This window comes from [Flexibacter] sp. ATCC 35208 (assembly GCF_001975825.1).
Taxonomy (GTDB): Bacteria; Bacteroidota; Bacteroidia; order Chitinophagales; family Chitinophagaceae; genus Chitinophaga.
The window spans coordinates 84,869-98,435 of the sequence record NZ_MTKN01000027.1 but is presented as its reverse complement, the minus strand read 5'-3'; the positions used below and the strand labels follow the sequence as shown (position 1 = coordinate 98,435).

12 protein-coding genes are annotated in these 13,567 nt (G+C 42.2%); 1 reads left to right on the top strand and 11 read right to left on the bottom strand.

Going from position 1 to position 13,567, the window contains the following annotated elements; all coding sequences use genetic code 11:
• Positions 1 to 249: 249 nt before the first annotated feature.
• Positions 250 to 540, bottom strand: a complete 291-nt coding sequence (locus BW716_RS18095; protein WP_143708894.1) for a hypothetical protein — start codon at positions 538 to 540, stop codon at positions 250 to 252.
• Positions 541 to 698: 158 nt separating this feature from the next.
• Between BW716_RS18095 and BW716_RS18090 the strand changes: the two genes are divergently transcribed.
• On the top strand, positions 699 to 998 hold the full coding sequence (locus tag BW716_RS18090; protein ID WP_083724519.1) for a hypothetical protein: 300 nt from the start codon (positions 699 to 701) through the stop codon (positions 996 to 998).
• 74 nt (positions 999 to 1,072) lie between these two features.
• Here the strand turns inward: BW716_RS18090 and BW716_RS18085 are convergent, their stop codons facing one another.
• The 10 genes from BW716_RS18085 to BW716_RS18040 all read right to left on the bottom strand — a co-directional run bounded on the left by BW716_RS18085 (position 1,073) and on the right by BW716_RS18040 (position 13,564).
• A complete protein-coding gene (locus tag BW716_RS18085) occupies positions 1,073 to 2,983 on the bottom strand; it encodes an ABC-F family ATP-binding cassette domain-containing protein (RefSeq protein WP_083724517.1) in 1,911 nt (636 codons plus the stop codon).
• 78 nt (positions 2,984 to 3,061) lie between these two features.
• The gene (locus BW716_RS18080) at positions 3,062 to 4,633 is read right to left on the bottom strand and encodes a hypothetical protein (protein WP_083724515.1); all 1,572 of its coding nucleotides are present in this window, start codon (positions 4,631 to 4,633) and stop codon (positions 3,062 to 3,064) included.
• Positions 4,634 to 4,709: 76 nt separating this feature from the next.
• Complete coding sequence (locus BW716_RS18075) at positions 4,710 to 5,792, bottom strand: mannose-1-phosphate guanylyltransferase (RefSeq protein WP_083724513.1); 1,083 nt, start codon at positions 5,790 to 5,792, stop codon at positions 4,710 to 4,712.
• A 2-nt stretch (positions 5,793 to 5,794) separates the two neighbouring features.
• Complete coding sequence (locus BW716_RS18070; RefSeq protein ID WP_083724511.1) at positions 5,795 to 6,730, bottom strand: GDP-L-fucose synthase; 936 nt, start codon at positions 6,728 to 6,730, stop codon at positions 5,795 to 5,797.
• Between the two features lie 5 nt (positions 6,731 to 6,735).
• On the bottom strand, positions 6,736 to 7,848 hold the full coding sequence (gene gmd, locus BW716_RS18065) for a GDP-mannose 4,6-dehydratase (RefSeq protein WP_083724509.1): 1,113 nt from the start codon (positions 7,846 to 7,848) through the stop codon (positions 6,736 to 6,738).
• 38 nt (positions 7,849 to 7,886) lie between these two features.
• Entirely contained in the window at positions 7,887 to 9,068 is a 1,182-nt protein-coding gene (locus BW716_RS18060) for a glycosyltransferase (RefSeq protein WP_083724507.1), read from the bottom strand.
• Between the two features lie 19 nt (positions 9,069 to 9,087).
• Entirely contained in the window at positions 9,088 to 10,119 is a 1,032-nt protein-coding gene (locus BW716_RS18055) for a glycosyltransferase family 1 protein (protein WP_083724505.1), read from the bottom strand.
• A 3-nt stretch (positions 10,120 to 10,122) separates the two neighbouring features.
• Positions 10,123 to 11,205, bottom strand: coding sequence for a glycosyltransferase family 4 protein (locus BW716_RS18050; protein ID WP_083724503.1), 1,083 nt, complete (start codon positions 11,203 to 11,205; stop codon positions 10,123 to 10,125).
• Between the two features lie 2 nt (positions 11,206 to 11,207).
• Positions 11,208 to 12,284, bottom strand: coding sequence for a glycosyltransferase family 1 protein (locus BW716_RS18045; RefSeq protein ID WP_083724501.1), 1,077 nt, complete (start codon positions 12,282 to 12,284; stop codon positions 11,208 to 11,210).
• Positions 12,281 to 13,564, bottom strand: a complete 1,284-nt coding sequence (locus tag BW716_RS18040) for a hypothetical protein (RefSeq protein ID WP_083724499.1) — start codon at positions 13,562 to 13,564, stop codon at positions 12,281 to 12,283. Before BW716_RS18040 ends, BW716_RS18045 begins: the two co-directional genes overlap by 4 nt.
• Between the last annotated feature and the right edge of the window lie 3 nt (positions 13,565 to 13,567).

Here is a 13,567-nt window from a genome sequence, read left to right as displayed (position 1 = left end):
AATAAGTTTAAACAACTTCTATATAAAAGTAACTCCCTTGCATAGAAAAACCTGTTTACTATCTAGTTAAATAGTATCATAAGGTCTGCGGTGGAACACTGGTAAAGTATACTCCGGAATATGCACCTAAAGAAATGAAATTCCTAAGCACCTCATAAATGGAAATCCTGCACCATTAGGTATCAGAATGAAAAGAGCGTGTATCTTACTTTTGATACACGCTCTTTTATCCTGAATAATTATTGCAGACTATTCTTCGTCGTCTTCATCTTCATCACCCAATTCATCTTCATCCAGCCATTCCAGGTATGCATAATACCAGCTTTCCAGTTCATCCAGTAATTCTTCTTTTTTAGCCGGATCGTTCTTGAAGAAGTCTTCTACATTGTCTATTTCATGAACGATATCAATATATGCACTTTCTTCATCTTCTTCCACACGTTTAGCGAAGAAACGAGGCTGCTCAGTATGAAAGATATATTCGTTATCAGGATCCGTCACTGGATCATCAGCGATCATAAACTTGGGTAACTTAGCCATAGTGATTTTATTTTTGATGTTGTAAAACAAATGTATTGTAAATATATCATTCAACGAAAAGGCTTCCGTCACTACCAACCTAATCCATTATAGCCCAACTCATCCGTTCATGTACTGGCACCAAAATTGGATTATAAGCTGTATAAAAATCTGATATTATGAAACTGAAAACAATACGTGCAGGTGTAGTGGCTATGACCATCACTGCCGCAGCATTGCTTGGTAGCCATGTAACGATGGCCCAGGGTATAGACAGTACTGCAAAAAAAGTGGGGAATAAAACTGCTTCCATCGCTGTAAAAGGCGCCAGCAAGGTAACTGACAAAACATATAAAGGCAAAGAAGGTCCAGGCGGCCAAACTGTGTATATTAATAAAAAAGACAAGAAATACTATGTAGATGAAAAGGGTAAAAAAGTATACCTGAAGCCATCTCAAATCAGGGACAAGAAAGATTAATTCGTACATATACAAAAAGGCTGACCTTTGATGGTCAGCCCTTTTTATTTTAACTTAATTCACTCAATTATTTATCAGCCTAGTTCACTCAATTCCAGCCACCGCAGTCCTTTTTCATCCAGCAGGCCGATCACTTCTCCCACACGGCGCGCCATCGGTTCCAATTCTGCATAGGGTATATCGCCTGCCGCCATTTTTGCATCCAGGGTTGCTTTCTCTTTTTCCAGGTCCGCAATTTCCTTTTCCAGCAGTTCCAATTCACGCTTTTCTTTGAAAGACATTTTACGGGCGGGTGCAGCCGGTGCTGCTACCGCAGCAGCTACAGGTTCTGCCACTGGTGTTGGTGCAGCTTTCTGCTCAGCAGCTTCTTTTTCTCTTTCAGGTTTATCCTTTTCCCAATCACGGTACTGGGTATAGTTGCCCGGAAAGTCTCGTACCTCTCCCTGTCCTTCAAATACAAACAGGTGATCTACCAGTTTATCCATGAAATAACGATCGTGGCTCACGATGATCAGACATCCCTGGAAATCCAGCAGGAAGTCTTCCAGAATACTCAGGGTAGGCAGATCCAGGTCGTTCGTAGGCTCATCCAGTACCAGGAAGTTCGGGTTACGGAAGAGTATGCTCAATAAGTGTAATCTTCTCTTTTCACCACCACTCAGTTTGGAGATGTAGGTATACTGCTTCTCAGGCGGGAACAGGAATAACTGTAAGAACTGGGCGGCACTCACTTTGGTACCATCTGCCAGCGGGAAGTTTTCGGCGATATTCTTTACGAATTCGATCACCCGCATATCTTCCTTTATAATCAGGCCACGTTGATCGTAGTTACCGAATACAATGGTTTCCCCTGTATTGATCTTTCCGGAATCAGGCTGTTCCAATCCCAGCAACATGTTGAGGAATGTGGATTTCCCCACACCGTTCTTACCCACCACGCCTACGCGTTCTCCTCTCTTAAATGTATAGTCAAAGCCTTTCAGTATCTGTAAATCGCCGTACGCCTTGTATACTTTTTTCATTTCGATGATCTTGCCTCCCAGTCGGGTCATCTTCACATTTAGCTCCAGCTGCTGTTTTTCCAGCCTTACACTGGCTTTTTCCTTTACATCGGTAAATGCATCTATTCGTGATTTAGACTTTGTAGTACGTGCCTTGGGCTGTTTGCGCATCCATTCCAGCTCTTTACGGAATACGTTGCGGGCCTTTTCCACACTGGATTTATTCATTTCTTCACGGGTCGCTTTCTTTTCGAGATAGTTCTCGTAATCACCTTTATAGATATACAGCTGTTGCTGATCGATTTCCATAATCTCATTACACACACTATCGAGGAAGTAACGGTCGTGCGTTACGAGCAGCAGGGTCACTCTTTCCTGGTCCAGGTAGTTTTCCAGCCACTCGATCATGCTTACGTCCAGGTGGTTGGTCGGTTCATCCATGATGAGCAGGGTATGTCTGTGTTCAAAGCCGATATCGATCAGCACCTTGGCCAGCGCCACTCTTTTTACCTGACCACCGGACAGACTGCCCATCAGCTGTTCCATGTGGTGAATATTCAGTTTGCCCAGGATCTGTTTTACCTTGGAATCAAAGTGCCATGCGTTCAGCTCATCCATACGTTCGATGGCTTTGGTGAGCTTATCCAGATCCGGCTCCTCGCCTTCTTCTGTCAGCATTTCATAATCTCTGATAGCGGACAGTACAGGGTGCCCCTGTGAGAATATATGGCGGGAGATGGTTTCTCCGGGATTGAAAGCATTTTGCTGTTCCAGCATTACTACTGTTACATCTTTGTGTATCCATACCGTGCCGGCATCGGGGGTTTCCTGACCGCAAAGAATGCGGAGCAGGGTGGACTTACCGGTACCATTCAGCGCCACCAGGGCGATTTTGTCACCTTCTTCGATATGGAAAGAAATATCTTTAAACAAGGGGCCTGCGCCGTAGGACTTTGTAAGCCCTTCTACTGTAACATAATGCATGAGGCGAAGTTAGTAATTAAAACGAAAACGCTTTTGCCGGGTGGCAAAAGCGTTTTCATAATGAGATATTATAAGAAATTAGAAATCATAGTAGAGCTGTCGGAAGCTGGCCCGAAGACCCAGATTGAACACAAATTCGTTCTTGGTCCACTGGTTATTCTTTTCCTGACGTGCGGTCACAGATGCTTCCAGGCGCAGGTTATATTTAGGATTCAGCAGGTAAGCAACTGTACCTTGAATATTCGTCAGGGTGGTTTTCAGACCTTGTCCTATGTGGTTACCAAAGTCTTCTGCACGGGTATTATAAGACTCGAAAATGTTACTCCCATAATTGATTCCGGCAGAATCCAAACCATACTTTGCATAGGTAATCTGTCCACGGAGGAAAAAGCGTTTGTACCGGTAATCTGCAATATTGACCCACTCCACAAAGTTTGCTCCCAGCGGATGTGCCAATGGCTGATTGTAGTGACCATAGTTATTGAGCGTAGTACGCTGAGAGTAAGTATATGGACGGGCTGCATTCACTTCTGTCAATGCATTCAGGTTAGGCACCTTAAAAAGGCTGTTGGAACGGAAACCCAGCTGACCGCCAAATTTATTGGCCCACCAACCGCTACCACTGGTCATTTCCTTCAGCACGAATTCATCCAGAATAAACTGACCATAAATAGTACTGTTCACTGAAGGAGCATACTTTAGGTTAAGCCCCAATAGTGCATTATCAGGAGAACCTACTGAGAATTCGACCGGACGAAGGAAAACGATGGGGTTCAGATAACTCACATCAAATCCTCTTTTGCCTGTAGAATCAGAGTCCTGCCATATTACAGCTTCAAACAATCCGATGGAAAACTTCTTGCTGACATTCCAGTCCAGGTAATTAAATACGCCCCATTTCTTTCGATAACCATTATCATAAGAAGATTTAGGATATTGCATATCTACGAACTGCGCCCACATAGTGGTATACTGTACACGCCCCAGATTAGCTATAATTTTCAGGAAAGGATAGTTGAACGAAGCATCCGACAACAACATAGAGCGATAGCCATCGCCTATAAAGTTCTTGTCATAACCCAGCTGAAAATCAAAATGACGTCCCGCTTTATAATTTATGAGTGCTGATGAATATGCGAAGTCAAATGCATTTGTATTAAATGCCTTCCATTGTCCCTGTCCGGGCACAATGTCATTTTTCCGGCTATATTCATCGATATAGGATGCAAATTTTCCCTGATTCTCGTAGAACTCTGTTCTAAATGTGAGATTATGTCCAATAGTACCACCAGCTATTACGCCCCGGGTATTCAGCCATGTTCTACCATTTACATTGCTATGCCCAATCTGAAAATCCGGAAGTATACTTGCATAAAAAGTAAAATCATCATCTTTTACCTCCAACAGATGTTCTCTAAACAATTTACGATACAACCAGCTCTGCTTACGGGTTGTATCTCCTTTTGGAAGATCAAACGATGGTTCCAGGCTGTAGTCCCGCTGGGAAGAATGGTAACCCAGACTATCCGTTGAGTTTTGATAAAAGCCAAGTGAATATTGTCGGCCTATACTTTGTGCATTCACAGACACTGATGCCACTATGCTACAGCCTAGCAGGAGTATTGATGAGGTAAAACATGATTTGAACATAGAAAAGAATTAGCTTGCCAGCCACAAATATATTTCCTTTTACAGGAATATCGGACTAACGTGAATTAAAAGACCATTATAAATGGCTGATCTTATTCTGTATCCGAAGCTGTTCCGTCACTCGTTTAATTTCCTGTTCTGCTGTTTTAGGATAGATCAGCAATACATTTCCATCATCTACAACAATGAAATCTTTCAGTCCACGAATCACTGCCAGTTTATCTTTGGGTATATGAATGATACAATCAGAGGTATCTTCCAGCTTCCCATCGCCACCAGAAAAAACGTTGTTACTGTCATCCTGCTTTTCAGCTACCATGAACAGGGATGCCCAGGTACCAAGATCACTCCAGCCAAACTCAACAGGCATAGTATATACATTTTCCGCCTTTTCCATTACTGCATAATCTATGGAAATATTGGGTGACTGTGGATAATGCTGATCTATGAATACCTGTTCCTGAGCGGTATTATAGAGCCCCTCACCTTTACTGAAAAGGTCATATAATTCAGGGGTCAGCTGCTTTACTGCATTGAGTATAGATTGTGCCTTCCAGATGAAAATGCCTGCATTCCATACATAGTCGCCGCTGTTTAAAAATTCAAGCGCCTTGGACAAAACTGGTTTTTCAGTGAACTTTATCACCTTATGAATATCCTCTACTCCCTTCTCTGCAAACTTGATATAACCGTAACCAGTATCAGGTCTGGTAGGTGTAATACCAAGGGTTAATAATATATCCTTTTCAGCTACGATATTTAATGCCTGCTGAATTTTTCCAAGGAAAGTTTCTTCCCTGAGAATAAAATGATCAGAAGGAGCAATAACCATAGAGGCATTCGCATCTTTTGCCAATATTTTAAATGCAGCATATGCAATACCTGGTGCAGTGTTATTCCGGGAAGGTTCGCAAAGGATATTGTCAGCTAACACTTCGGGCAACTGTTCCTGGATGAGTCCTTTATAGGCAGTATTGGTTACTACATAGATATTCTCAGCAGGTATAATTTTATTAAACCGCTCATAAGTCAATTGTAACAATGATTTGCCTATGCCAAGGATATCAATGAACTGTTTGGGATAGTTATTCCTACTTTTAGGCCAGAAGCGACTTCCAACGCCACCTGCCATAATAAAAACGTGATTGTGGTTTTTCATAACTAATTTTTCCAATGAGTATTTTTTACCTGTTCGTATACTGAACGGATCCCCTCTTCCAATTGTATGCTGGCCTTCCATCCCAATCCAGTCAGTTTACTTACATCCATCAGTTTACGAGGAGTACCATCCGGCTTGCTGGAATCAAATGTCAGCTTGCCTTCATAGCCTACAATTTTCTTAATCATCAACGCCAGATCACCAATACTAATATCTACACCGGTTCCGATATTCACCAGTCCTTCCTCATTATAATGCTGAATTAAATAAAAACATGCATCAGCCATATCATCTGCATGCAGGAACTCACGCAGTGGTGTTCCCGTACCCCATATCACTACTTCCGGTGTATTGTTGATTCTGGCCTCATGGAACTTGCGCAGCAACGCTGGCAGTACATGCGAGGTATTCAGATCATAGTTATCGTTTGGTCCATACAGGTTAGTTGGCATTACAGAAATAAAGTTACAACCGTATTGCGCCCTGTAGGCATCACACATTTTGATACCTGCTATCTTGGCAATAGCATATGGTTCATTAGTAGGTTCCAGCAGGCCGGTAAGCAGGTAATCCTCCTTCAACGGCTGTGGGGCCAACCTTGGGTATATGCATGAAGATCCCAGGAACATCAGTTTCTTAACACCTACGAGATAAGCATTATGAATAATGTTGTTCTGGATCATCAGATTTTCATAAATAAATTCGCCTCTGTAAGTATTATTTGCAATAATACCTCCCACTTTAGCTGCAGCCAGGAATACCACATCAGGCTTTTCTTCAGCAAAAAATCTGGCTGTAGCCTGTTGATCACGCAAATCCAGCTCTTTGGAGGTTCTGACAATGATATTGTGGAACCCACTATTCTCAAGTCTTCTCACTATGGCAGAGCCAACCATTCCACGGTGGCCTGCCACATATATTTTATCAGTCTTTTGCATGAGGTCTATTCAAATTGATTTAGAACTTTGTATCCTGCATCTTTCAACAACTTTTCACGTCTGAACAGCTCGAGATCAGCTGCCACCATTTCCTTTACCAGTGCAGCCAGATCGTATTTCGGCTTCCAGCCCAATTGCTGTTGTGATTTGGTAGGATCACCTATCAGCAGGTCTACTTCTGTAGGACGGAAATAACGGGGATCGATCGCAACTACTTCCTGACCTATCTCTACCCCTGCCACATCTGCCGCCTTGCTTTTCACAAATGCTTTTTCATCGACACCAGTACCTTTGAATTCAAGTTCTATACCTGCTTCTGCAAAAGCCATTCTAATAAACTCTCTAACTGGGGTAGTAATACCCGTTGCTATTACATAATCCTCAGGTTTATCCTGCTGGAGGATCAGCCACATGGCTTCTACATAATCTTTTGCATGACCCCAGTCACGTTTTGCATCCAGATTACCCATAAACAGTTTATCCTGCATACCCAACGCGATCTTAGCGACTCCTCTTGTAATCTTGCGGGTGACAAAGGTCTCGCCTCTCAGTGGGCTTTCATGGTTAAACAGGATACCATTACAAGCATACATATTGTAAGCTTCTCTGTAGTTCACTGTGATCCAGTAAGCATACATCTTGGCTACTGCATAGGGAGAACGGGGATAGAAGGGGGTTCTTTCAGACTGAGGCACCTCCTGTACCAGACCATACAACTCGGAAGTAGACGCCTGGTATATTTTTGTTTTCTGAGTCAGTCCTAACAAACGAACTGCTTCCAGTATCCTCAGTGTACCAATACCGTCGGCATTGGCAGTATATTCAGGGGTTTCAAAACTCACCTGTACATGGCTCATGGCACCGAGGTTAAAGATTTCGTCAGGTTGGACCTGCTGAACAATACGAATCAGGTTGGTAGAATCTGTCAGATCCCCATAATGAAGCTGCAAGCTAACTTTATTTTCATGTGGATCCTGGTAAAGATGGTCTATACGATCAGTATTAAAAAGTGAACTACGGCGCTTGATACCGTGCACTTCATACCCTTTCTTCAATAGTAATTCAGTCAGATATGCACCATCTTGACCAGTAATACCTGTAATAAGTGCTTTTTTCATTATTAGGTTTTTATATACTTGATTTTCAAAATTACAATTTAATGTGCCACCGTATTCAATACATTCATGACCTTCTGCTCATAACATTGCAGGGTGTAATACCGGCTCATGAGCTCCCGGGCATTTTGCCCGATATGGGCGTATTTATTCCGATCCCTGAATATTTCGTTGATTCTGTCAGCTATTTCATCCGGAGTCTCTGCCAGTAGTAGATGTTTGTTATCTTCTGCATGCATAATGGGCTTTGCAGCCAGCTGATTAGTCAATACCACCTGGCCCAGCGCCATTGCCTCCAGCACCTTGTTCTGTAATCCGGCCCCCGTTTGCATGGGCGCTACTGACAAAAACGATGAAGCGATGATCAGATAGGGGTCTTCCACAAATCCTGTCACCTCCAGGTTTTTATAGTTCAAAGATAGGTTCAATACTTCATTTGATGGTCTTGCCCCTACGATTATGAATTTTATACCCGGATCCAGCTTCTCCAATACATTCTTTGCAAACCAGACAACCGTGTCAACATTTGGCTGGTAATCCATCTTGCCAAAGAAAGTTATGGCATTTGAATATCGCATATCATACTGGTTGTAGGAAAACAACTTATCGTCTACACCAAATGGTACGTAATGCACGTTGCCCTTATCTTTCCAGTAATCATATTCTGATTCATTTACAAACAAGGTTGACCCAAATTGCTCTATGCACTTCTGTTCGAAGGCAAAGAGCCGGTTTACTTCCAGCCTGTAAATAGTTTTCCAGAACAAGGATGAGACATTGCCGATAGACCGTTTATAATTTATTGCAAGTGAATCATTTATATCCAATACCTTAGCCTTACTGGTATTTACATATTTTGCTGTTCTGATCAAATTTGCTATCACAATAGCAGCCTGTTCCTGCAACCCATCGACGTACTTTTGCACTTCACGGAAGTAATAGTAAGACACCTGGATAGGTTCCTTACCCAGCAGGCCTACCAGTGCATTGATGTAAAACCGCCATTTAGGGTAAAGAAATACCTTGCAACTATTCGTATAACGTTGCATAAATTCCACTGATGCTTCATCAGGCTTCTCTTCGGTAATCACTACCAGATCTAAGGCGTAATATCTGCTCAATATCCTGATGAGATTATAGTTTTTTACTCTATCACCTCCTACCGGAGGATACGGTAGTTTGGATATCAGCAGCAGGCATCCTGGTTTTTTGTCAGCTGTCATTGTTTAATAACTCTGTTTCTTAAAAACGGTATATTGCTTCTATCTGGTCCATCACAAACTCTTTGCGGTAAATATCCAGTGAAGGATATTCAATCTTATGAGGATGGCTATATATATTTTCCATTGCTTGTTTTAGGTCTGCGGCGTCCCGCTTACCGAACAACTGTAATTTTTCACCATGTTTCTGGTGCAGTTCCACGTTCGTAGGAATATCTGAGGCAATGATCGGTATATTGAAATACATGGCTTCCACAACAGGTTTCCCAAATCCTTCATAAAGAGAGGGGAATACAAATGCCAGTGCGTCGGCGTACAATTGCATCATTTCACTTTCTTCCACATAATTCCTATACTCAATGGCGCTGCAACTATTTATTTCCTTTTCAATATCTTCAAATCCATATCCGGGTTTTCCGACAAGTACCAGTTTCACATCGCGATGCTGCGCACTGAACTCCCTGAAAGCACGGCATAACATTTCAAGGTTTTTCCGCTTCTCCAGTACACCAACATATAAAAAGAAGGGACCTTCTTCTGTAAGTTTATTACTATTGAGGAATGATGTAACACTGTCCCTGATAATGGTTGGCATCACAACGATTTTGTGCTGCTGTTCCGGAAACTGTGTAATCAGTTCATTCTTCACAGCCAACGAAGGCACACATACACGATCAGCATACAACATAGAATTACTGATCGTACGAGTAGCATAAGCCCGATATACCGGCGGGAATGTTTCCGGCAGGTAATAAGGCGACAGATCATGGATCGTCACCATCGTCTTTGCACGGTGCTTTTTCGCGGGCATAAAGAAATTCGTATAATGGATAACATCGTAACGACTACTACCAGTATATCTACCTGCAAAATATTTGATGTACAAAAGCCGTTTCACAGCATCCGGTACCTTCATAAAAAATGCAGGATAGACAGGTTTTGACACTTCATGCCCCAGCGCCTGAATGATCTCTATCTGTTCTACTGTGTACCAGCCAATACCTGTGATCTTCTTTTTTACAGTAGAAAGTCCGTCATCTACAAATATTCTCAATGTTTAAGCCTGTTTTCCTGTGATAAAATCCACATATACCTTAGCCCTTGCCACCCAGCTGTTTTTCTCATAAAATGCATCCGGTACTTCTGCATGCTGTGTCTTTGCTTTTGCTACTGCGTTTATAAAATCAGCAGGATTGTCATTATCAAAAAACGCAGCATTAGGATAATCCTGTAGTACCCTTACCACCTCTCCTACCTTACTAGCCACCACTGGTAGTCCTGTAGATGCATACATGAATGCTTTGTTAGGGCAGCGGTACCTATTTACGGGTATATCTGGCAGATAAAACACACAGGCATCCAGCTCTCCGAAGAGCTGGTTTAGTTTTTCATCAGGTACAAACCCGGCAAACTGTACCTTGTCTTCCAGCCCCATCCGTTTCACTTCCTGCTGAAATACTGGCAGCATTTCTCCTTTCCCTGCTATTATTAGTTGCAAATCATTCATGTCAGGTAATGTGGCCAGCAAAAAATCTACCTGCTCACGATAGGGCTGGATCAGGTTTCCTAAATAGCCTATCGTAAAGCGGTCGGCTGTAGCTACATTCCTGCCGATCTGCCTGCGTGCATCTATTGCAAAAGGCAGGTAACCCGCCCTGATTCCATATAATTCTTTATATAATAAAGCTAGCTCATTACTTGCGCAAATAACCTTATCTGCATATTTCACTGCCAGCTTTTCATAATAGAGTATTCTTTTTTCCAGCACTGGTGGTACCAACAGACTTTGTCTGTCTTCAAAATCCACTACCAGCTTAAATTTTTTTCCCAGCAGCTTTTTTGCTATCAGCGCTGGTAAAAAAATAGACGACCCGGCTCCCATACAATGCACATAATCGAGCTCTGAGAGCTTGGCCAGGTGCAGCGTCTTGCTGATCTGCTCCCGACCGCTGCCGGATTTAGTATAGATAAATCTAATCCCATTCAATACTTCACCATAAGCCTGCACATTCTGCGCGTCGTCATTGATCATAATGCTGACATCATGCCCCAGTTGCACCAGTGCCGTTCCTAATCCCAAACACCTTACGATGCCTGCATTCTGGCTGATAGTTCCTGTATTTATAAAAACGAATTTCACCTTTACCTGTTTTGAATAAATGTTGTATGTAAAGTATCTCCGAACTGTTTCCAGGAAAATAATCCAGCCCTTTCATATCCTTTCCGTATAAGTTTATCTCTCAATCCTGGTTCACGATGCAGCTGTAACATGGGACGTAATATGCCCGGAGCTTCAATACTGTCACAATACAATACAGCATCTCCTCCAACTTCTCCCAACGAAGAATTGTTAGTACTGATGACTGGCAACCCATGACGCATTGCTTCCAGTATAGGCAGTCCAAAACCTTCATAAAGGCTGGGATATAACAAAGCAAATGCGTTCATATAGTAAAACGACAATTCCTGATCTGAGGCATATCCTATCCATTTGATACGATCTTTCAAATGAGGTTTTTCGTCTATCGTTTTGAAGATTTCCTCATACAACCATCCCTTTTTACCAATCAGGTACAGGTGATACTCTTCACTTACCTGCTCCGAAAAACTATAAAAAGCACGTACCAGGTTAGTGACATTTTTACGTGGCTCCAGCGTACCTACAAACAGGAAATAAGGAGTAGTTGGTACAGCCCGTCCGTCTGTAACAGGATCAACAGCCATTGAGCTATCCAGGTATACTACATCTACTGTAGATGGAGGTACTCCTGTATACTCCAGGAAGTCACGACGGGTAGACTCAGAAATGGCAATGTTCTTATCTTTCTGGCCGTTTATTCTTTTCAGGAAACTAACGCGCTTGTTGTAATTCGTATTCAGCACGACTTCCGGCATTTTCACAAACGCCAGGTCATAGATGAAAAAGTAAAACCTTGCAAACCTGAACAATGGATACAGCATATTCATTTCCACATACACATCCGCTCCTTTTATGATGCTCAGGAATGGTACTGCAAACTTGAGCCAGCCTACAAACCAGGCTTTATTGATTATCTTCAATATCCCTTTCTTATTGCTGATAGGAGGTGGTGTCAGTCCTATCAACTGCACGTCATTGTATTTCGATAACTCCAGTTCAAAGTTCTTGCATACATTTCCAATGCCAGTCGCTGGCTCTCGTAAATGATATCGTATATATGCTATTTTCAAAGGCTTCATATCCGTGCTAATGTAATAGTCGTTTGTTTATGATAAATATCTGCCACTACCTTAATAAGCAAATACACCGGTACAAAAAGCAGCAATGCAATGATGCTATGCTGTACAATTCCCGGGTCAGCAAATAGTTGTGGCACTATCGTATTAAAAATGAAAAAGCGCAGGTAACCTGTTTTCATACTTCGCACAGTACGCAATAAGAGGCCCAATACAAAACAATATAAGATACCTCCCCAGCCAAACAGGAAATACCCATCCACAAATAAATATGGATTGGCACCAAACCCGGGTGCATTCAAGCCTGTCAGGTACTCTGTCATATAAGCCATATAGCCAAGCGGCTCCCAGGCTTTTAGCTTAAACGTAGACAATATTACATCCAGGTAATTCTGTATCCGTGTCACAAAATCAAAGTTGGCAAATGCCCGGTATCCATCCATTGAGAAAAACTGGTAAGTACCGGAACCGGTAGCGATAAAGCGCTCAGCCAATAACTCTGAAATGGATACTCCATATTTGGAAGTTACGTTCAGCAGCACGATCAGGGCAGCCCCACCACCAATACCTGCAAACACAAACATTTTTCCAAAATTGATCAGCTTCATACCCAGGTAACGGTTGTAATAGTATGCCACTATGCTAAAGTCGAATAACATGAACAATAGTCCAGACTTACTGAATGAAAATACCATGGATGAAAAAACAAAGTAAGCCAGGGTAAACAACACCAGCTTCTTCATTCTAAACATATAGAATGCATGTGCACATAGAGGAACAATAATGAACTTACTGATCCATGCTACCTTCTGGAAGATGCCTGCACCTCCCTGGCTGAGGGTTACCTTAGCCAGATCAGGGTTTACATCACCAGTCAGGATACCTAATCCTACACTATATAAGAGAAACAGATTGTTGATAGTAATAAACAGAATATTTGTAACAATCAGTGCAGTAGTCATAAACCGATCTGGTCCCGTAAATACCACGTCATTCTGTAGCGGGGGAACAGCTGGCTCTTTGTACCGGACGTAACTAAAAAATCCGGCTACAAAAGCCACCATACATATTAATATGTAGACCATGAACCGCCCCTGCATATCACCGGTCAGATAGGTATAAGCAGCAATGCTCACATTAAAAGCAAGACTAAATAACAATAGGATTAATGGATCAAATAAATTCCAATATTGTTTCCTGAAAATAAATAATAATGGCAGGAAGGTTCCGATAAAAACCAACAGGTACAACCCAACATTCAGTTCAAGTAATTTAGGAACCATACA